The sequence below is a fragment of the Winogradskyella bathintestinalis genome (assembly GCF_030407435.1).
Taxonomy (GTDB): domain Bacteria; phylum Bacteroidota; class Bacteroidia; order Flavobacteriales; family Flavobacteriaceae; genus Winogradskyella; species Winogradskyella bathintestinalis.
On record NZ_JASDDK010000001.1, the window covers coordinates 677,826 to 696,638 of the forward strand.

At 33.5% G+C, this 18,813-nt stretch carries 18 protein-coding genes; 14 read left to right on the forward strand and 4 right to left on the reverse strand.

Going from position 1 to position 18,813, the window contains the following annotated elements; all coding sequences use genetic code 11:
* The first annotated feature begins 22 nt into the window (after window positions 1-22).
* The 12 genes from atpA to QMA06_RS02800 all read left to right on the forward strand — a co-directional run bounded on the left by atpA (window position 23) and on the right by QMA06_RS02800 (window position 11,997).
* A complete protein-coding gene (gene atpA / locus QMA06_RS02745; RefSeq protein ID WP_290205319.1) occupies window positions 23-1,603 on the forward strand; it encodes a F0F1 ATP synthase subunit alpha in 1,581 nt (526 codons plus the stop codon).
* Window positions 1,604-1,738: 135 nt separating this feature from the next.
* The gene (gene atpG, locus QMA06_RS02750; RefSeq protein WP_290205320.1) at window positions 1,739-2,599 is read left to right on the forward strand and encodes an ATP synthase F1 subunit gamma; all 861 of its coding nucleotides are present in this window, start codon (window positions 1,739-1,741) and stop codon (window positions 2,597-2,599) included.
* A gap of 649 nt (window positions 2,600-3,248) precedes the next feature.
* Complete coding sequence (locus QMA06_RS02755; protein ID WP_290205321.1) at window positions 3,249-3,467, forward strand: hypothetical protein; 219 nt, start codon at window positions 3,249-3,251, stop codon at window positions 3,465-3,467.
* 130 nt (window positions 3,468-3,597) lie between these two features.
* Entirely contained in the window at window positions 3,598-4,134 is a 537-nt protein-coding gene (locus QMA06_RS02760) for a hypothetical protein (protein ID WP_290205322.1), read from the forward strand.
* 117 nt (window positions 4,135-4,251) lie between these two features.
* Complete coding sequence (locus QMA06_RS02765; RefSeq protein ID WP_290205323.1) at window positions 4,252-4,710, forward strand: hypothetical protein; 459 nt, start codon at window positions 4,252-4,254, stop codon at window positions 4,708-4,710.
* Between the two features lie 61 nt (window positions 4,711-4,771).
* Complete coding sequence (locus QMA06_RS02770; RefSeq protein ID WP_290205324.1) at window positions 4,772-6,229, forward strand: oligosaccharide flippase family protein; 1,458 nt, start codon at window positions 4,772-4,774, stop codon at window positions 6,227-6,229.
* A 151-nt stretch (window positions 6,230-6,380) separates the two neighbouring features.
* The gene (gene dut, locus QMA06_RS02775; protein ID WP_290205325.1) at window positions 6,381-6,815 is read left to right on the forward strand and encodes a dUTP diphosphatase; all 435 of its coding nucleotides are present in this window, start codon (window positions 6,381-6,383) and stop codon (window positions 6,813-6,815) included.
* A gap of 298 nt (window positions 6,816-7,113) precedes the next feature.
* Window positions 7,114-8,133 (forward strand): sugar phosphate nucleotidyltransferase, encoded by a 1,020-nt coding sequence (locus QMA06_RS02780; protein ID WP_290205326.1) that lies wholly within the window; start codon window positions 7,114-7,116, stop codon window positions 8,131-8,133.
* 177 nt (window positions 8,134-8,310) lie between these two features.
* Window positions 8,311-8,625, forward strand: a complete 315-nt coding sequence (locus tag QMA06_RS02785; RefSeq protein WP_290205327.1) for an antibiotic biosynthesis monooxygenase family protein — start codon at window positions 8,311-8,313, stop codon at window positions 8,623-8,625.
* Window positions 8,618-9,982: a tetratricopeptide repeat protein gene (locus QMA06_RS02790; protein ID WP_290205328.1), complete on the forward strand. Its 1,365-nt coding sequence runs from the start codon at window positions 8,618-8,620 to the stop codon at window positions 9,980-9,982. Before QMA06_RS02785 ends, QMA06_RS02790 begins: the two co-directional genes overlap by 8 nt.
* On the forward strand, window positions 9,983-10,777 hold the full coding sequence (locus tag QMA06_RS02795) for a DUF4292 domain-containing protein (RefSeq protein ID WP_290205329.1): 795 nt from the start codon (window positions 9,983-9,985) through the stop codon (window positions 10,775-10,777). It abuts the gene before it with no gap.
* Window positions 10,774-11,997, forward strand: coding sequence for a murein hydrolase activator EnvC family protein (locus QMA06_RS02800; RefSeq protein ID WP_290205330.1), 1,224 nt, complete (start codon window positions 10,774-10,776; stop codon window positions 11,995-11,997). Before QMA06_RS02795 ends, QMA06_RS02800 begins: the two co-directional genes overlap by 4 nt.
* 3 nt (window positions 11,998-12,000) lie before the next feature.
* On the opposite strand, the gene QMA06_RS02805 is transcribed toward QMA06_RS02800, so the two are convergent.
* Together QMA06_RS02805 and QMA06_RS02810 are read right to left on the reverse strand one after the other, a co-directional pair.
* Window positions 12,001-12,510, reverse strand: coding sequence for an acyl-CoA thioesterase (locus QMA06_RS02805; RefSeq protein ID WP_290205331.1), 510 nt, complete (start codon window positions 12,508-12,510; stop codon window positions 12,001-12,003).
* Window positions 12,511-12,817: 307 nt separating this feature from the next.
* Entirely contained in the window at window positions 12,818-13,756 is a 939-nt protein-coding gene (locus QMA06_RS02810; RefSeq protein WP_290205332.1) for an HU domain-containing protein, read from the reverse strand.
* Window positions 13,757-14,074: 318 nt separating this feature from the next.
* On the opposite strand from QMA06_RS02810, the gene dprA reads away from it, so the two are divergent.
* Window positions 14,075-15,178 carry a DNA-processing protein DprA gene (gene dprA, locus QMA06_RS02815; RefSeq protein ID WP_290205333.1) on the forward strand — a complete coding sequence of 368 codons (1,104 nt, stop codon included), beginning with the start codon at window positions 14,075-14,077 and terminating at the stop codon, window positions 15,176-15,178.
* A 74-nt stretch (window positions 15,179-15,252) separates the two neighbouring features.
* On the opposite strand, the gene trpS is transcribed toward dprA, so the two are convergent.
* Complete coding sequence (gene trpS, locus QMA06_RS02820) at window positions 15,253-16,221, reverse strand: tryptophan--tRNA ligase (protein WP_290205334.1); 969 nt, start codon at window positions 16,219-16,221, stop codon at window positions 15,253-15,255.
* 181 nt (window positions 16,222-16,402) lie between these two features.
* Here trpS and QMA06_RS02825 point away from each other — a divergent pair, with 181 nt between their 5' ends.
* The gene (locus QMA06_RS02825; protein ID WP_290205335.1) at window positions 16,403-17,158 is read left to right on the forward strand and encodes a lysophospholipid acyltransferase family protein; all 756 of its coding nucleotides are present in this window, start codon (window positions 16,403-16,405) and stop codon (window positions 17,156-17,158) included.
* A gap of 62 nt (window positions 17,159-17,220) precedes the next feature.
* Here the strand turns inward: QMA06_RS02825 and QMA06_RS02830 are convergent, their stop codons facing one another.
* On the reverse strand, window positions 17,221-18,813 hold the full coding sequence (locus QMA06_RS02830) for a hypothetical protein (RefSeq protein WP_290205336.1): 1,593 nt from the start codon (window positions 18,811-18,813) through the stop codon (window positions 17,221-17,223).

An 18,813-nucleotide genomic window follows, 5' to 3' on the forward strand; every position in this document is an offset into this window, starting at 1 on the left:
AATATCTAATATCTAAATAAAGATGGCAGAAGTAAAACCAGCTGAAATATCAGCAATCTTAAAAGAACAAATTTCAGGCTTTGAAGCAAGTGCTTCATTAGACGAAGTGGGAACTGTATTAACGGTAGGTGATGGTATTGTACGTGCTTACGGATTGGCTAACGCAGAATATGGCGAATTAGTGGAATTCGAAGGTGGTGCTGAAGGTATCGTACTTAACCTGGAAGAAGATAACGTAGGTATTGTACTTTTAGGGACTTCAGTAGGTGTAAAAGAAGGTTCTACAGTAAAACGTACTGAACGTATCGCCTCTGTAAAAGTAGGTGAAGGTATCGTTGGTCGTGTAGTAGATACTTTAGGTAACCCTATCGATGGTAAGGGACCCATTGCTGGTGAAACTTATGAGATGCCTTTAGAGCGTAAAGCGCCAGGTGTAATCTATAGAGAACCGGTAACTGAACCATTACAAACAGGAATTAAAGCAATTGATGCTATGATCCCAGTTGGTAGAGGACAACGTGAGTTGGTGATTGGTGACAGACAAACAGGTAAAACTGCAGTTTGTATTGATGCTATCTTAAATCAAAAAGAATTTTACGATGCAGGTGAGCCTGTATATTGTATATATGTTGCTGTAGGTCAGAAGGCTTCAACAGTAGCTTTAATTGCTAAAACTTTAGAAGAAAAAGGTGCTTTAGCATACACAACTATAGTTGCTGCGAATGCATCAGACCCTGCTGCAATGCAAGTTTATGCGCCGTTTACAGGAGCATCTATTGGAGAGTATTTTAGAGATACTGGTCGTCCTGCTTTAATTGTGTTTGATGATTTGTCAAAACAAGCCGTGGCATACCGTGAAGTATCTTTATTATTAAGACGTCCTCCAGGACGTGAGGCATATCCTGGTGATGTATTCTATTTACACTCAAGATTATTAGAGCGTTCTGCGAAAGTAATTAACGATGATTCTATTGCTAGAGAAATGAACGATTTACCAGAGGTTTTAAAACCTTTAGTGAAAGGTGGTGGTTCTCTTACAGCTTTACCTATTATCGAAACACAAGCAGGTGACGTTTCAGCATATATTCCTACCAATGTAATTTCTATTACTGATGGTCAGATTTTCTTAGATGGTGATTTATTTAACTCTGGTGTACGTCCAGCGATTAATGTAGGTATTTCTGTATCTCGTGTTGGTGGTAACGCTCAGATTAAATCTATGAAGAAAGTATCTGGTACCTTAAAATTAGATCAAGCACAATTCCGCGAATTAGAAGCGTTTGCTAAGTTTGGTTCAGATTTAGATGCCGTGACCTTAAACGTAATTAATAAAGGTAAGCGTAACGTAGAAATTTTAAAGCAAGCGCAGAACGATCCTTTTAAAGTAGAAGATCAGGTGGCTATCATTTATGCAGGATCGAAGAACTTATTAAAAGATGTTCCTGTAGAGAAAGTAAAAGAATTTGAACGCGATTATTTAGAGTACTTAAATGCAAAGCATAGAGATACATTAGATACGCTGAAAGCAGGTAAATTAACTGATGAAGTTATTGACGTGTTGACTACAGTAGCTAAAGATCTTTCAGGAAAATATAGAGCTTAAAAAAAGTAATGAGTTTTGAGTTATGAGATCTTGGTTTTTACGCTTTCATAACTCAAAATTTAAATTAATGTTACTCGGAATATCTACTGTGCTAAACACAGCTAAAGTATAGAGGAGTCTTTAATATTATATAGAATGGCGAATTTAAAGGAAATTAGAAACAGAATATCATCAGTGTCTTCAACCATGCAGATTACCAGTGCTATGAAAATGGTATCTGCTGCTAAGTTAAAGAAAGCTCAAGATGCTATTACGGCAATGCGTCCTTATTCTAATAAGTTAACTGAATTACTTCAGAGTTTGAGCGCCACTTCAGAAGCTGATTCTGCTAGTAAGTATGCCGAACAACGCGAAGTTGAAAAAGTACTTATTGTTGCCATTACTTCTAACAGAGGTTTAGCAGGTGCATTTAATTCTAATATCATTAAGCAAGTTTCAAAATTGACTAATGAGACTTATACCAATAAAGAAGTGTCATATTTAGCTATTGGTAAGAAGGCGAATGATGCATTTAAGAAAACGAATAAAGTTATTGCCAACGAAAGTGAGTTGTATGATGACTTAACGTTTGATAACGTTTCTAAAATAGCAGAAATGTTAATGGAGAAATTCGTATCTGGTGAGTTCGATAAAATTGAGATTGTTTACAATCACTTTAAAAACGCTGCAACACAACTTGTAATAACTGAACAATTTTTACCAATTGTACCGGTAGAAAGTGATGAAAACGTGAATTTAGATTACATTTTTGAACCGTCTAAATTAGAAATTGTTGAAGAATTAATACCTAAGTCTTTAAAGACGCAACTTTACAAAGGTATTAGAGATTCATTTGCTTCTGAGCACGGTGCTCGTATGACTGCAATGCATAAAGCAACGGATAACGCGACGGAGTTGAGAGATCAGTTAAAATTAACTTATAATAAAGCAAGGCAAGCAGCAATTACCAACGAAATCCTTGAGATTGTTGGTGGAGCTGAAGCTTTAAATAACTAACGAATTACACTAAACTGTTCCTTCCCCTAATATTGAGAGAGAAGATTCAAAATTATGAAAGCCTAACTTTAGTGAGTTAGGCTTTTTTTGTTACACACGTTTCAAAAAGCGATATGAAACTTGTAGACACTGTTAAATGGGCGAATGTATTATAATATAAACTGTGATACTATCTAACATTACATCATACGACTCTTAACTCAAACAATCTATAGTTTTATTTACTATTGTCATAGACTATTTCCCATATTGACACGTTGCAGTTGGTTATATTCTTATAAATAAATACATTACATCTAATTAAAACATATGCTTTGAAGGATAAATTGGTTCTTAATATATATCGGCTTTCAAATCGTAACCTTTAATACAATGAGATTCCACACAAGGCTAGCTTGCTTATTCGTTATATTATTCACTTTTCAATGTTCTAGTTCAAAAGATCAAGTAACAACCTTTCGAAAAACCAACCACGTTTAACGTTAGTTCTGTTTCTTTTCGAGAATGGTATGTTGGTATTAAAGTTGGCGGTACTGGGATTAATGTTTTTGTTCCAATTGTCAATAAATCTAAGTACACTATTATAGACAGTGTATATTTCAGAAATCTAAAAGGAAAACTTATTATAAAAGATGACAGGTATTTTGCCGTGCTAAAAAATGATTCACCACATTATATTTTTACCAAAGGTGAAAAAGGTATTGTCTATCCTTTTGCCTTAAATGATGCTGAATGTGCAATTAGCTACATTGATAATGGCAAAACAAAATATATTAAGGTTGCACAGGTTAATATAGTAGAAGGAACTTATTACGAAAACGGACCTCTTTCGGTTTACGAAAACACATCATCGGCTGTAATTGCTTAACATAATGAAAAAAAATAGGAATAGTCATTTTATTAAGTCTAAGTTGTATTTCGTCGATAAAATATGTTTTTAAAAGATAAAAATATTTTTTTTAGCTATATTGGTCTACCAAATCTAAACCTAAATTAAAATGAAATTACTTAAAAAGGCAACCTACGCCCTAATTTTTGCAGTGATTTATGGTATCTCATTTCCTTGTACCGCCCAACAAAACACAACGGTAACTACTATAGAGACTCGAGCACCATTTACGGTGAATCATGTATATTTTCAAGAGTGGTATGCAGGAATTAAAGTGGGAGGTACAGGAATAAACATTTTTCTTCCAATTATCGATCTTGCTGAAAATGTTGAAATAAATGAAATCTATTTCAGAAATCTTCAAGGTCAGCTGAGTAAAAAAGATGGCCGATATTTTGCAACACTCAAAAACAAATCTAGAAATTATACTTTTAGAAAATCAGAAAAACCCGCGGATTATCCATTTACGCTCAAGGATGACGAATGTATTATTAGTTATATAGAGAATGACATTGTAAAGTATTTTAAAATTTCAACTATCAATGAAGTTGCGGGTACTTATTATGAAAACGGGCCACCTACAATTTACCAAACTGAGACCTCCACTGGTTTAGCTGCTCTCGATGATGACATGGTTGAAAACTAGTGCTTTAAATTTATAATATATAGCCTTGCCTAAAACGCAAGGCTTTTTTGTTTTAATCCACAAAACGAACAATGTGTTTATTACTTTTAATGAATTGAATTTTAAAATAGTTTAAAGATGAAGTCATTAGTTATACAGACCTTATTGTACATTACAATTTTACTGTTGTGTTCTCAATGTGTTTCAAAAAAACACGTTAGCGAACTTTCAAAGATATCAACCTACGATGTTACATACCAAAATTGGATTTTAGATGATCAAAATACCTCTGGATTTGATTTATTGATACCAATTAAATATAATCCTGAAAATGTTGAATTAGATAGTGTATATTTTAAAAATATGACAGCAAAGCTTACCACTTGGCATCATGATGAAATCAATTATTTTATAGGTAGATTTTACAAGAATTCTAAATTCAATATAAATAATTCTATTGAAGCGTCTAAATATTATGCCCAGTTAGGAGAAGATGAATGTATTGTCACCTATAAACATGATAGTATAAAATTATACAATAAAATAAAGCACGTAAAAGATGTGTCGCATCTACCTTTTTACCTCACTAGAGATTGATAGTAATCAACTTTGTTTGCTAGCAATATATAGTTATTTTTAGCGTTGAAAAATTAAACAATTGAGCGGATTCAAATCACTTTTTAAACAGACATTTATATATGGCTTAGCGACTGTATTGCCACGAATGTTGAGTTTTATTTTGGTGCCACTTTACACAGATCCTTCTGTTTTATCGGTTGAAGAGTATGGACGTGTGTCATTTATATTCGCTTATTTTGTGCTTTTTAATGTGGTTTTGGCTTACGGTATGGAAACCGCTTTTTTTAGGTTTTTCAACAAAGAGGCAAGCCAAGAAAAAGTGACAAGCACATCGGCAATCTCCCTAGTTTTAAGTTCTTTTGCATTATTAGCCATTGCTTTTCTATTTAGAGATCAGATTTCAACACTCATAAACATCGATCTCAAATATCTCAATTTAGTCTTTATCATTCTACTTTTAGATGCTTTGGTTATAATACCATTTGCTTGGTTGCGTGCCACAGCAAGACCAATGCGCTATGCCATTATTAAAATATTTAATGTAGCTGTTAATCTTGGGCTCAATATCTTTTTGTTATTATATTTAAAAGATTTAGCTCAGGGCAGTTCATTTTTCAGCAGTTTTTATATTCAAGATTATCAAATTAATTACATTTTTATTTCTAATCTAATCGCAAGTGGATTAACCTTAGCATTATTACTGCCGTTCTATGCTCGAATCACTTTCAAATTCGATACCGATTTATGGAAAAAAATGATGAAATATGCCATGCCTGTTCTCATTGCAGGTATAGCTTATTCTGTAAATGAAACCTTCGACCGAATTTTGTTGGAATCCCTATTACCACCAGAGGTCGCAGACGAGAATATAGGCATGTATTCCGCTTGCTACAAACTCGCTTTATTCATGACATTGTTTGCAACCGCCTTTAGGTTAGGTATAGAGCCTTACTTTTTTAGTCATTCTAATACTAATAATCCGCAAAAAAACTATGCTAAAATCTTAGAATATTTTGTGGCTTTGGGGTCAGTTATTTTATTAACAGTAGTCGTTTTTGCAGATGTATTAAAACCGTTTATTATAAGAAGTGAAGCTTATTACGAAGCGATGTGGATTGTGCCATTCATTCTATTGGCAAATCTTTGTTTAGGTATTTATCATAACCTTTCAGTATGGTATAAAATTACGGATCGTACAAAATTTGGGGCTTATATTTCAATACTTGGCGCCGTTATAACCTTAGTCTTAAATTATGTTTTAATTCCGATTATAGGATTTAAAGGTTCAGCTATTGCAACGCTCTCAGCTTATTCAATAATGATGCTGCTATCTTTTTATTTTGGAAAACAATATTATCCAGTTCCTTATAATTTGAAAAAAATAGGCCTATACCTTACGATATCTATATCGTTTTCATTTCTCTTTTTCTATCGATATCGAGAGCAATATATTCTCGGAATTACAATGATAATTGTATTTTTGGGATTAGTTATTTTACTTGAAAAGAAGGAATTAAAACAATTGTTGAAACGATAAGAATTTTGACTTATTGAGCGCACGCGTGTTGATGATGCTTTTCGGCCTTAGTAGGCGCTAATGCTAAGTTGGTTAGCGTTAGAACAGTCGAGGCATTTTAAAAAACCAATGTTTAATTAAAATCAGATCCCCAATATTCGAGGGAAATGTTATGAAAATAAAAATAATAAACAAATCAAGACACGATTTACCACACTATGAAACTGTAGCTTCTGCTGGTATGGATTTACGTGCTAATTTATCAGAATCTAGAATCTTAAAACCATTAGAACGCAGTATTGTTGGCACAGGTTTATTTATTGAATTACCAATTGGTACAGAAGCTCAAGTAAGACCAAGAAGCGGATTGGCTGCCAAAAAAGGAATTACAGTCTTAAATGCACCTGGAACTATCGATGCTGATTATAGAGGCGAAATCGGAGTGATCTTGGTCAATCTTTCTAACGAAGATTTTGAAATTAACAATGGTGAGCGCATCGCACAGTTGGTTGTTGCAAAACACGAGCGTGCAGAATGGGTAGATGCTATAGAATTGTCCGAAACTGATCGTGGTGAAGGTGGCTTTGGGAGCACAGGGGTAGTTTAACCTATACCGGTGCAACTAATACTATTGAGAACAGCGTAAAGACATATACATTGAAAGCTTATCTAAAGTCCTTTACGGTAAGGTATAAGTTATGGTGTTTTAATACGTTAATAAATGGTAATAAAGCTGGAGATTGTGTAAACCAATTTAAAAGATGTATAGAAGTTAGATATTAGAATTCTGATTCAAGAACTAATTGAAATCTAACTTTTAATAAATTAAGAAAAAATTAAAAAGATTTCTGTAAATACGGAAATATAGTTGAATCTAAAAGATACCCGCTTTCGCGGACAGTAATATGAAAATAATAGTACCAATGGCAGGACGAGGATCTCGTCTTAGACCACATAGTTTAACCGTACCAAAACCATTAATCCCAGTTGCAGGGCAACCGATAGTACATCGTTTGGTGAAGGATATAGCCAAAGTTTTAAAACAACCAATCGAAGAAATTGCTTTTGTTTTAGGTGATCCAGCATTTTTTGGAGATGATGTGGTGGAAAGTTTAACAGAACTTGCTGAAGGCTTGGGTGCAAAAGCATCCATTTACAGACAAAATCAGCCTTTAGGAACCGGGCATGCCATAATGAGTGCAGAGCCATCTTTATCAGGACCTGCTGTAATTGCTTATGCTGATACATTGATTAGGGCTGAATTTGATTTAGACCCTACCGCAGATAGTGTAATCTGGACAAAATGCGTTGCAAACCCAGAAGCCTACGGGGTAGTAAAATTAAATGCTGATCAAAATATTGTTGAATTGGTTGAAAAACCTGAAACATTTGTAAGCGACCAAGCAGTAATCGGAATATATTATTTCAAAGATGTGGCCGTTCTAAAAGAAAAATTACAAGAAGTATTAGATGAAAATGTAATGAATGGTGGTGAATACCAAATCAACGATGGTATAAAGCGCATGATGGCTGATGGCAAAATATTTAAAACAGGTACAGTTGATGAATGGATGGATTGTGGAAACAAAACTGTTACTTTAGAAACCAATGCTAAAATGTTGGGCTTTTTATCCGCAGATAATGAAGAACAATTAATTGATGAATCCGTGGTTTTAGACAACTCAAAAGTAATTGAACCGTGTTATATCGGTAAAGGTACCGTATTGAAAAATACAACCGTTGGCCCTAACGTTTCAATCGGAAAAGATTGTACACTTGAAAATTCAAGCGTTAAAAATAGCTTAATACAAAACCAAACAAGTATTAAAAATGCTAATTTAGACGAAGCTATGATTGGTAATCATGTAAAGTATAATGGCGAGTTTACTAAGATTAGTATAGGTGATTATACGACTATAGAATAAATTCCCGCAAAAGCGGGAATCCAATGAAGTTTAGTTCAAGTTTAACTCAGAACCTAAAACTTCTCAAGATACAAGTCTAAATATATAAAGCATTAATCGAAGATTGAGATGAATTGTTTACAAACTATTAAGTTCAAATTATTTTCGGAATAACTTTAGAAATGGGACCTAACCAGCATGTATATAGTTTTATACAATATCGTAATAAAGCCCAACCAAGAAGAAAAATTCATCGAAGCTTGGAAAGGTTTAACAGAATTAATTTATAAATACGAAGGAAGTTTAGGCTCTAGATTGCACAAAAAAGATGCATTAAATTTCTTTGCTTATGCACAATGGCCAGATAAAAACACGTTTGATAATGCTGGAGAAAATCTACCAGAAGAGGTTAATCATTTTAGAGATACAATGAGAGAAACTTGTGAAACGTTTGAGGTTTTAGAAAAATTTGAAATGATTGAAGACTTGTTAAAGCAACTACCGAGTGAATAAAAAACTGATCTTGATATTATTCTTTTTCTTCGGAACATTAATAGTTCCGCAGACGAGTTATGCTCAAGTCGATTTCAATAAAAGTCCAGATGATGATTTGGGAAATGTTGAAGACGAATTTCAAGAGCATTTTTTCGAAGCATTAAAGCAAAAAGGCATCGAGAATTATGATCGGGCAGTTGAGTCCCTTCACAAATGTTTGAATCTAGATAGCAAAAAACCAGTCATTTATTTTGAACTGGGTAAAAATTATAATAAGCTTAAAAACTTCGGGGCAGCAGAAGAAAATTTAAAAAAAGCTATAGACATGCAACCCGATAATGTATGGTTTTTAGATGAGCTTTATGATGTCTATTTTCAACAAGACGATATTAGAAATGCTTTGAAGACCATTAAACAGTTGGTTAAATATCATCCGGATTATAAAGAGGATTTAGCGTCGCTTTATGTACGCGAAGAAAATTACAAACAAGCTTTAGATTTATTAGATGAGTTAGATGCAGAATTCGGTTTAAGTGAGTCTAGAGATGCTATGCGAAATGATATATACAGCATTACAGGTAATGCAGACGATAGAATCGAGAATTTGGAACAACGTATTGAAAACAATCCTAATAATGAGGATAATCACTTAAAATTAATATATAGATATAGCCAAACAGGTGATCATAAAAACGCGTATAAAGCCGCTAAAAACTTATTAAGAGTGAAGCCAGATTCAAAATTTGTGCATTTGGCGCTCTACAAGTTTTATCTTCAAGATGAAAAAATCCAGGAAGCTATCAATTCGGTGAAAATAATATTAACGAGTCCAACCATAAATGCAGACGCCAAAGCAAAAGTTCTGAAAGATTTTGTGGCTTTTGTGGCTAAAAATCCTGAGTACGAATCAAATTTAATTGATATTACCGCACTTATAGATGACAATAAAGATGCGCAAACGCATAGCGATTTGGGACATTATTATTTAAAAGCAGGTGATAAGGCGAAAGCGCTGTCTAATTTTAAAGCCGCATTAAAGCAAGATCCTAATAACTTTAAACTTATAAAGGATGTGTTGTTATTGCAAATAGATATAAAAGATTATAAAGCTGTTATTAGTGATAGCACACAAGCCTTAGAGTTGTACCCAGCACAGCCTATTTTATACTTAACAAATGGAGTAGCACGTAACAACTTGGGGGAACACCAAGAAGCCATCGATAATTTAGAAATGGGACTCGATTACTTAATTGACAACCCTAATATGGAAGCCGATTTTTATTCTGAGTTAAGCATTGCATACAAAGCTTTAAATAATATTAGTAAATCTGAAGCGTTTGCTAAAAAGGCAAAGGTCTTAAAGTCACAAAAGTAAATGACATTATCTCAAGTATATTTAAATAGAAAAGTTATAGTTAGTGCAGTACTCATTGTGTTGACAGTGAGCTGTAGTTCCACTAAAAGTGTTATAGAATCTGGTGTAGCAAGTGATAAGCTGTCTGCAAAACAAGTGATAAAACAGCATGAAAAGCATAAGGCTGATTTTAAGACTATGACGGCAAGAGTTTCTATAGATCTCATTGAAGGAGAAAAAGAGCAAGGCCACACGTTTAGTCTTCGTATGGAAAAAGATAAAGTGATATGGTTAAGTGCCACTTTGGGTATGGCTCGTATGATGATTACGCCAGAGAAAGTTAGATTCTATAATAAACTAGACAATGAATATTTTGATGGTGATTATAAATTATTAAGTGATGTTGTTGGCGTCGACCTCGATTTTTTAAAAGTGCAAAACATTCTGTTAGGGCAATCGATTTATGATTTAAAAGACGCGCAGCATCAGGTTAATGTTAATGGTAATTCTTATGCTCTAAGTCCAAAAGATCAGGATGCACTCATGGAATTATTCTATTTAATAAATCCTTCGCATTTTAAAATGGATAGCTTACAACTGCAACAACAGCTTAAAAAACGTATGTTACAAGTCGATTATTCGTCGTATCAAGAAGTAAAAAAACAAATTATACCAGAAAATATTCGAATTATCGCTGTAGATGATACCGACCAAGTAACAATTACCTTGCATTTTAAATCGGTATCTCTGAATGGTGATGTGCGTTTTCCGTTTAATATTCCGGCAGGTTATAAAGAAATTGAAATCAAAGAATGATTAAAAATCGGTTTTATATTATTTTATTATTTGGACTTGTAATGTCCTACACTTCACTCTTTGCACAAAGCGATAAGCAAAAGAGACTCGAGCAACAACGTCAGCAGGTGTTAAAGGAGATGAAGCAAATTAATGCTTTATTATTCACTAAAAAGAAAGAGGAAAAATCAGCAATTACACTCATTGAGGATATTAATTATAAGGTAAACGTTAGAAAAAACCTAATTAGAATTACTAACGAACAAGCCAATTTGCTCACAAGGGAAATCAACGCGAATCAAACAGAAATCACAAGTCTCAGAACACAATTACAAGAGCTTAAAGATGATTATGCCGCTATGGTTGTAAAATCATATAAAAGTAAATCGGAACAGAGTAAAGTAATGTTTTTATTGTCTTCAAGCAATTTTCAACAAGCTTATAAACGACTGCAATACATCAAACAATATAGAGACTATCAGAAAGAACAGGGTGAATCCATTAAGACCAAAACTAAAGAATTACAAGAGCTTAACATTCAATTATCGAAGCAAAAAGAGGACAAGCAAAAACTTATTGAGGAGAACAGAATAGCCAAAAGAGAATTAGAAGGTGAATTAAAACAACGTGAAGTTTTAATGGCATCTATAAAGGCTGATATGGGCAAATTCGCTTCTCAAATTAAACAGAAAGAGCAAGAAGCTGCTCGTTTAGATAAAGAAATCAATCGAATAATTAAAGAAACGATTGCAGCTGAAAATAAGAAAACCGGCACATCCACTTCCAAAGGAAAGTTTGTATTAACACCAGAAGCCAAAGCATTGTCGTCGAATTTTGAATCTAATAGAGGAAAATTAGGCTGGCCTGTTTCTAGAGGTGTGGTAAAAGTGAAATATGGAAAACAACGCTCTTTAGTAGATAATGCCGTAACCCAAAACTATAAAAGTATTTATATTGCTACTGAAGACAAATCAGAAGTAAAGTCTGTATTTAGTGGTGAAGTAACCAGAGTTTTGGTCATTAAAAATGGTAATCCAGCGGTGTTTATTAGACACGGTATTTATTTTAGTGTCTATATGAACTTGTCTAAAGTTCATGTTAAAAAAGGGGATAAAGTCACGGCAGGTCAAATTATTGGAGAAGTATTTACTAATAAGATTAAAGGCGAATCCTTGTTAGGTTTTAGAATCTACAAAAACGATCAAGTAATGAATCCAGAACCATGGCTAGCTAAATTTTAAAACTTATTCAAAAAGTGCTTTCAACTCCGTAGCCTCGTTTGGTTTCATTTTTCCAGCCAACAATAAGCTCAATTGCTTTCTTCGCAAGGCGGCATCAAAGCGTTCTTTTTCTAAATCAGTTTCAGGCAGTAATTCTGGTACTTTTACAGGTCGGCCAGTTTCATCCACAGCTACAAAAGTATAAATGGCCTCGTTGGCTTTAATACATTCTCCAGACTCTCTATCTTCAATCCAAACATCCATATAAACTTCCATTGATGAAGTAAATGCTCGTGATACTTTGGCTTCAATCATTACCACACTTCCTAAAGGTACAGATCTATTAAATGCCACATGGTTTACTGATGCGGTTACTACAATACGTCTTGAGTGTCTTCGGGCAGAAATACTAGCAGCTCTATCCATACGGGCCAATAGCTCACCACCAAATAAATTATTTATAGGATTGGTTTCGCTCGGTAGAACTAAATCGGTAACAATGGTTTTAGACTGAAATGCGGTTCTTGATTGCATATATTTTTTTAAAATTTGTGCAAAGATAATGGGATTTTGGGATGAAGACGTGCTATTTTAAGTGAAAAGTGCTAAATTGAGTCTTAGGCTCAGTTTGATTTTTTAGATTTAAAGGAAATATTTATAACTATCCTCTTGAACAGTCTAATGTAGCCATCGGAATTTTTACGGATCGCCTAAAATGTATTATACTAAGCGGCCATATCAACGTTACGCATCTATGAAAATCCGTGAAATCCATGTCAAAAAAAAATCACCGTATATTTTAGCAAAGATTAGTGAAAATTAGTAAAATCGAATCAAATCTTTACTTAAGTCGCTTTATCAACAGCCAAGCATCACGGTTATGTTCACGACGAATTTTAGAAAGTTCTTGTTGTGCTTCACCTCTCGATTCAAAACTTGCATAAACTACTTCATGCAAACCATAACGATTTGCACCAATTTTTCGTGCTTTAAATCCTTGACTCCTTAATTGTTTTACTTTTTTTTCAGAATTGGCTTCTACTCTAAAAGCACCAGCTATAATGTGGTAGTTTCCACTTTGTTTTTCTAAAGATAACGTCGCAGCGGGTAAAGGGTTGCTTATTACAAAAGTTGCTTCTTGTACTTTAGCATCGAGTTTGTCGTTGGCTTGTTCTTGCGCTAGTTGATTGTGATTTTCAATAGAATTATTGTAGTACGTTGCGGCGCCAAAACCACCAAGTCCTAGTAAAACTACAGCTGCAGCAGCATATTTAAACCAATTACGATTAGCACGTTTTTCTGGTGTCAATGTAATCGGAGCAGTTTCTTCTACAGTTTCAACGGTTTCTTTAAGAACTTCGCGCGTAATGTCCGAAGATGTAAAATGTGATAAACCAAAAGAATCAGTTAAATAATTAACATGACTAGATGGATCAAATTGTATTTTTCCATCAGTGTTTAGCACCAATTCACCAATATTTTTAAGCTGAATAGTTTCACCTTCCACCAAATACGATTTAATCGATTTAATCTGTTTTGAGATTCTATTTAAAGCCGTTGCGTACGGTATTTTTTCTACCTCAGCAATATAATTGGCTAATAACCCATCATTTTGCTGTAATTGCTCGTTAAACGACAACGCTTTTTTTGGTGGATAAAATGTATGTGTGGTTTCGTGTATTGTGGCTGAAACACGGTGTGTTAAAAATGCTCCAAATTCAGGAACGGTAACACAATCGTAACGGTATAATAGGTCGCTAATGTAAGTCTCTAACTGCATAGTAACGCAAAGTTATAAATTTTTGTTGCTGAATAGAGGTTAGTTCCGTTTAGTTATTAACATAGAAACTTATATTTATCTATGTAATTGATTTACCAAGGATTCTCAATATAAAATTTTTTAAGTAAGCTGTTTTATACAAAGCATACACAATTATTTTTCCCGTTGAATTTTGTGACTATTAAAATACGTATAACTTCAAATATTCCAACAGTTTCTTTTGAAGAGGTTGAGAACCATATATAATCCGAACCCATTCAAAATTAAATAATTATATTCGTATACAGACGATTTAATTCTTCAAAAACCTATTATTCAATGACCGATCAACAGCTTATTTATGCTTTAGCATTGCAACATGTGCCTAAAATTGGCGCGACCACTGCTAAAAAATTAATAAATCATTGTGGATCAGCGGAAGCGGTTTTAACTGAAAAGAAATCTAAACTTTTAAAAATTGATGGTATCGGTACGATAACGATTCAAGGGCTTTTTGATAAAAACCATATTAATGAAGCCGAAGAGGAACTGAAATTTATAAAAGACAATAACATCAAAACTCATTATTTTACGGAAGATACGTATCCCGAACGCCTAAAACATTGCATTGATGGTCCGATTGTATTATTTCAATCTGGAAATATTAATATAAAACAGCAACGTATTATTAGTATTGTGGGAGCTCGGAAAATCACAACGAGCGGCATTGCATTCTGTGAAAAACTGGTAGAAGCATTAGCATCCTTTAACCCAATTATAGTTTCTGGTTTTGCTTACGGAACAGATATTACGGCACAAAAAGCTGCCGTAAAACATAACTTACAAACCATAGGCTGTTTGGCACATGGTCTCAACCAAATTTATCCTAAAGTGCATAAAAAGTATGTTGCTAATATTGAAAACCATGGGGGATTTTATACCGATTTTTGGAGTGCGGATACTTTTGATAGAAACAATTTTTTAAAACGGAACCGTATTATTGCAGGACTCAGTGAAGCTACAATCGTTATAGAATCTGCCGAAAAAGGAGGTAGTTTGGTTACAGCTGATATTGCCAATTCGTATAATAGGGAAGTTTTTGCTGTACCAGGTAGAACCACGGACAGCCAAAGCGTAGGTTGTAATAATTTAATAAAATTCCAGAAAGCCCATTTATTATCTAATCCGTTAGATGTACCGTATATGCTGAATTGGGAGTTGGAATCCGATAAGAAACCAGCCATACAACAACAACTATTTGTAGAATTGGAACCCGACGAAAAAATAATTTATAATTTCCTAAAGGAGAATAATAAGGAATTATTAGATGTTATTGCATTACGGTGCGAAATGCCAACTTATAAATTAGCAGGATTGCTTCTTAATATGGAATTGAAAGGTGTTGTGCGTCCTTTACCAGGTAAGTTGTTTGAGATAATATAGAAAATAAAGGCCTTTCATGTTTTGATTTTGACTTCAATTCAGTCACCACAAATCATGTAAGACCTGAATTAGTTCTAATAACCAACTTTTTCTCTTACTCGTTGTAAAACGTCATCGGCTACAAGTTTAGCTTTTGCAGCGCCTTTAGCCAAGGCTGCATCAACTTCGTCGAGATTATTCATATAATAATGATAACGTTCTCTTTGTGTCTCAAAACGATCTACCACCAATTCGTATAGAGCTTGTTTAGCGTGTCCGTAACCGTAATTGCCTCCTTCATAATTTGCTTTCATCGTTTCTATTTGAGTTTCAGAAGCTAATAAACTGTAAATCGCAAAACAATTGCAAGTGGTCCAATCTTTTGGGTCTTCCAGTGGAGTACTATCAGTTTCAATAGACATTATTTTTTTACGTAGCTTTTTGTCTGGTAAAAAGATATTGATGAAATTTCCTCTACTCTTACTCATTTTTTCACCGTCTGTTCCAGGAATAAGCATACCATCTTTCTGTATTTTTCCTTCAGGTAAAACAAAAGCTTCACCCATTTTAGCGTGAAAACGAGACGCAACATCACGAGTCATTTCAATATGTTGTAATTGATCTTTTCCTACCGGAATAATTTCAGCATCGTACAATAAAATATCTGCAGCCATAAGCATTGGGTAGGTAAATAAACCTGCGTTGACATCTTCTAAACGGTCTGCTTTATCTTTAAAACCATGTGCTAATGTTAAGCGTTGGTACGGAAAGAAACAACTTAAATACCACGATAATTCAGCAACTTGTGGAATATCACTTTGTCTGTAAAATACGGTTTTTTCAATATCTAAACCACAAGCCAACCATGTTGCTGCAACGGAATACGTATGATTTCTTAATTCTTCAGCATCTTTAATTTGGGTGAGTGTGTGCAAATTTGCAATAAATAGAAACGATTCATTTTTAGCATCATTTGCCATTTCTATTGCTGGTAAAATTGCCCCTAAGATGTTACCTAAATGTGGTGTTCCTGTACTTTGTACTCCTGTTAGTATTCTTGCCATAATAATGCCTGTATAAGCAGGTATCTCTTTAATTGTTCCTTTATCTTAATCCATTTTGAAATTATATTTAGTAATTGAATTAAGCAGGAATCTTTTCAAATTTAACTTTTGTAAAAAGCAAAGGTAAATTTTTTAGTAGACTATAAGAAGTCCTTTAATTTAATTAACTAGTTTTGGTGCCATGGCAATTTTTAAATATCCATTTTGGCTTTTATATCGTATATGGTTCTATATTTTGGTGGCTATTCCGATTATTGTTTTGTTTCCTTTTCTTATAGTATCCATCTCACGAGAGCAATGGTATCCCTATTTTTTTCGATTAGCTCGTATTTGGTCTAAATTTATTCTAATAGGTATGGGTTTTGGCTATAAGATTGTTAGAGAAGAAACACCAGATCCTAATAAGAGTTATATGTTTGTGGCCAATCATACCTCGATGGCTGATATTATGCTGATGTTGGTTACGGTTAAAAATCCATTTGTTTTTGTAGGCAAAAAAGAATTGGCTAAAATTCCACTCTTTGGATTCTTTTACAAACGCACGTGTATTTTGGTAGATAGAACGAGTGCTAAAAGTAGACAAGCGGTATTTTTAAGAGCACAACGACGGCTAAAACAAGACTTAAGTATTTGTATCTTTCCTGAAGGTGGCGTGCCTGAGGAGCACATTATGTTAGATGAATTTAAAGATGGTGCATTCCGATTAGCTATAAATCATCAAATACCTGTAGTCCCAATTACATTTTACGATAATAAGAAACGATTTTCATATACTTTTTTTAGCGGTAGTCCTGGGAAAATGAGAGCTAGAATTCATAAATTCATTTCTACCAAAGATTTAACCATAGCAGATACAAAACCTTTAAACGCCACAGTAAAAGCTATTATTTGGGATGAGCTAAGTAGTGATTTAAATTCAAATAAAAAGCTACCCTAACCAAGAGTAGCTTTTGTCATCATTGCATTCATCATAGCTTTTCTGCAATAACCTAACCTAACCTAAAACTTAAAACTTAACCCAGTATAAACACCAATAATAAATGGTCTAAAATTTCCTGTAGTATTATCGAATGTATTTAATTGATATTTAAAAGTTGGTTCGAGATTTATATCCCATTGTTTTGAAAGATTGTAATCCATTCCCAAACCAAAATTGGCACTAAAACTAGTATTATTAATATTGCTTGCTTCTCCAATCAATGTTGTTGTTCCATTAACATCGGCATAAATTTCATTACCGTTTAAAATAAATGTACTGAATCCGCCGATAATATTAATACCAAATTTCTTGTCGAGTAATGCATATTCTAATGCAACAGGTATTTCAATAAAACCAAATTTTTGTTCAATCTCGCCAGGGAATTTAGTGTTGAATAATTCTGGAGTAGACGATTTATTCATCATAGTGGAACTCATCAAAGACGTATGTTCTTTACCATTGTTGAAAGCAATATTTTTATATTGAGCACCTACACCTCGTGCAGTTGTTGCTGCTCCAGTAAAAGCGAATACATCTGTAGTGGTTTGATTAAGATTAATACGATTGATACCGGCTCTAACTTTTAATTTTTTAGAAATAGCATAACTACCAGCAATACCATAACTCATATTAACATCACTGCTTTTAGAATTGTTATTAAACTGTTGATCTATTGAAGATCCTTCTCCCATAGAACTAAAATAGACAGGTGCAATATTGGGTGAAATACTCCATCTATTTCGTTTATTGTCTTTTTCTCCGTCATCAGTAGTATCTTCGTTTTCGGCAATAGCATTCTCAATAGTTGCCTGTTCGGAAGCTTCTAATAGTGAATTTTCTTTTTCTAAGCTATCCTCTTTATTGCTATCTTTTTCTAATGTTTTACTGTTCTGATTTTGGGTCGATAAATTATCAGCAATAGCATTTTTATGTTGTTCAATGGCGGTTTTAATAGTTGACTTTCGTTCTATGTCTGTATTCAAAAACGATTTATCGTTTTTCTCTACAATCGATTTATTATCATTTTTTAAATTAGAATTAGATATTTTGGATTGCGTCGCAATTTTGCCATTTTTATCTTTAGATGTCGGAGTAGATAAATCATTACCATTATCTTCAACATTAGTATTATTAGCAACCCTATTTAAAGGTTTACTAATAGTATTAGAATTGGTTAATTGGTTCGAAGTACTGGTTGTTTGGGAAGAATTATTTTCTGATATATTTGAATACGAATTGTCTTCTATATCGGAATTAGAATCTGCAACTTTTGAACTATCAGAGTCAGCTGTATTGAGTTCAATTTGCTTATTATCTTTTAAATAATTATTGGAATCATTTTCAGATGCGGAATCTGTTTTATCGGTATTAACAATAGGAAATTCTTGAGTATTAGATTTATTAGAATTAAAAATTGTAAAACCAACGGTAAGTAATAATGCAATTACAGCAGCAACTCCCCCAAGCTGCCACCAAAGACCGATAACTTTTCGTTTTTTCTTTTTATTAGGAAGACTCTCACTGATATTCTCCCAAACAGTATCGTTAGGGGTAACTTCAAAATCTTTAAACTTTTCTTGAAAAAGTCTATCTATGTTTTTTTTATCGTTCAT

Excerpts from the sequence above, each read along its gene's own strand:
- QMA06_RS02780 (WP_290205326.1), top strand. The coding sequence starts at position 7,114 with ATGAAAATAATAGTACCAATGGCAGGACGAGGATCTCGTCTTAGACCA.
- QMA06_RS02765 (WP_290205323.1), top strand. The coding sequence starts at position 4,252 with ATGAAGTCATTAGTTATACAGACCTTATTGTACATTACAATTTTACTG.
- QMA06_RS02830 (WP_290205336.1), bottom strand. The coding sequence starts at position 18,813 with ATGAACGATAAAAAAAACATAGATAGACTTTTTCAAGAAAAGTTTAAA.
- trpS (WP_290205334.1), bottom strand. The coding sequence starts at position 16,221 with ATGGCAAGAATACTAACAGGAGTACAAAGTACAGGAACACCACATTTA.
- QMA06_RS02785 (WP_290205327.1), top strand. The coding sequence starts at position 8,311 with ATGTATATAGTTTTATACAATATCGTAATAAAGCCCAACCAAGAAGAA.
- QMA06_RS02805 (WP_290205331.1), bottom strand. The coding sequence starts at position 12,510 with ATGCAATCAAGAACCGCATTTCAGTCTAAAACCATTGTTACCGATTTA.
- dut (WP_290205325.1), top strand. The coding sequence starts at position 6,381 with ATGAAAATAAAAATAATAAACAAATCAAGACACGATTTACCACACTAT.
- QMA06_RS02800 (WP_290205330.1), top strand. The coding sequence starts at position 10,774 with ATGATTAAAAATCGGTTTTATATTATTTTATTATTTGGACTTGTAATG.
- QMA06_RS02760 (WP_290205322.1), top strand. The coding sequence starts at position 3,598 with ATGAAATTACTTAAAAAGGCAACCTACGCCCTAATTTTTGCAGTGATT.
- atpG (WP_290205320.1), top strand. The coding sequence starts at position 1,739 with ATGGCGAATTTAAAGGAAATTAGAAACAGAATATCATCAGTGTCTTCA.
- QMA06_RS02810 (WP_290205332.1), bottom strand. The coding sequence starts at position 13,756 with ATGCAGTTAGAGACTTACATTAGCGACCTATTATACCGTTACGATTGT.
- QMA06_RS02825 (WP_290205335.1), top strand. The coding sequence starts at position 16,403 with ATGGCAATTTTTAAATATCCATTTTGGCTTTTATATCGTATATGGTTC.
- dprA (WP_290205333.1), top strand. The coding sequence starts at position 14,075 with ATGACCGATCAACAGCTTATTTATGCTTTAGCATTGCAACATGTGCCT.
- atpA (WP_290205319.1), top strand. The coding sequence starts at position 23 with ATGGCAGAAGTAAAACCAGCTGAAATATCAGCAATCTTAAAAGAACAA.
- QMA06_RS02795 (WP_290205329.1), top strand. The coding sequence starts at position 9,983 with ATGACATTATCTCAAGTATATTTAAATAGAAAAGTTATAGTTAGTGCA.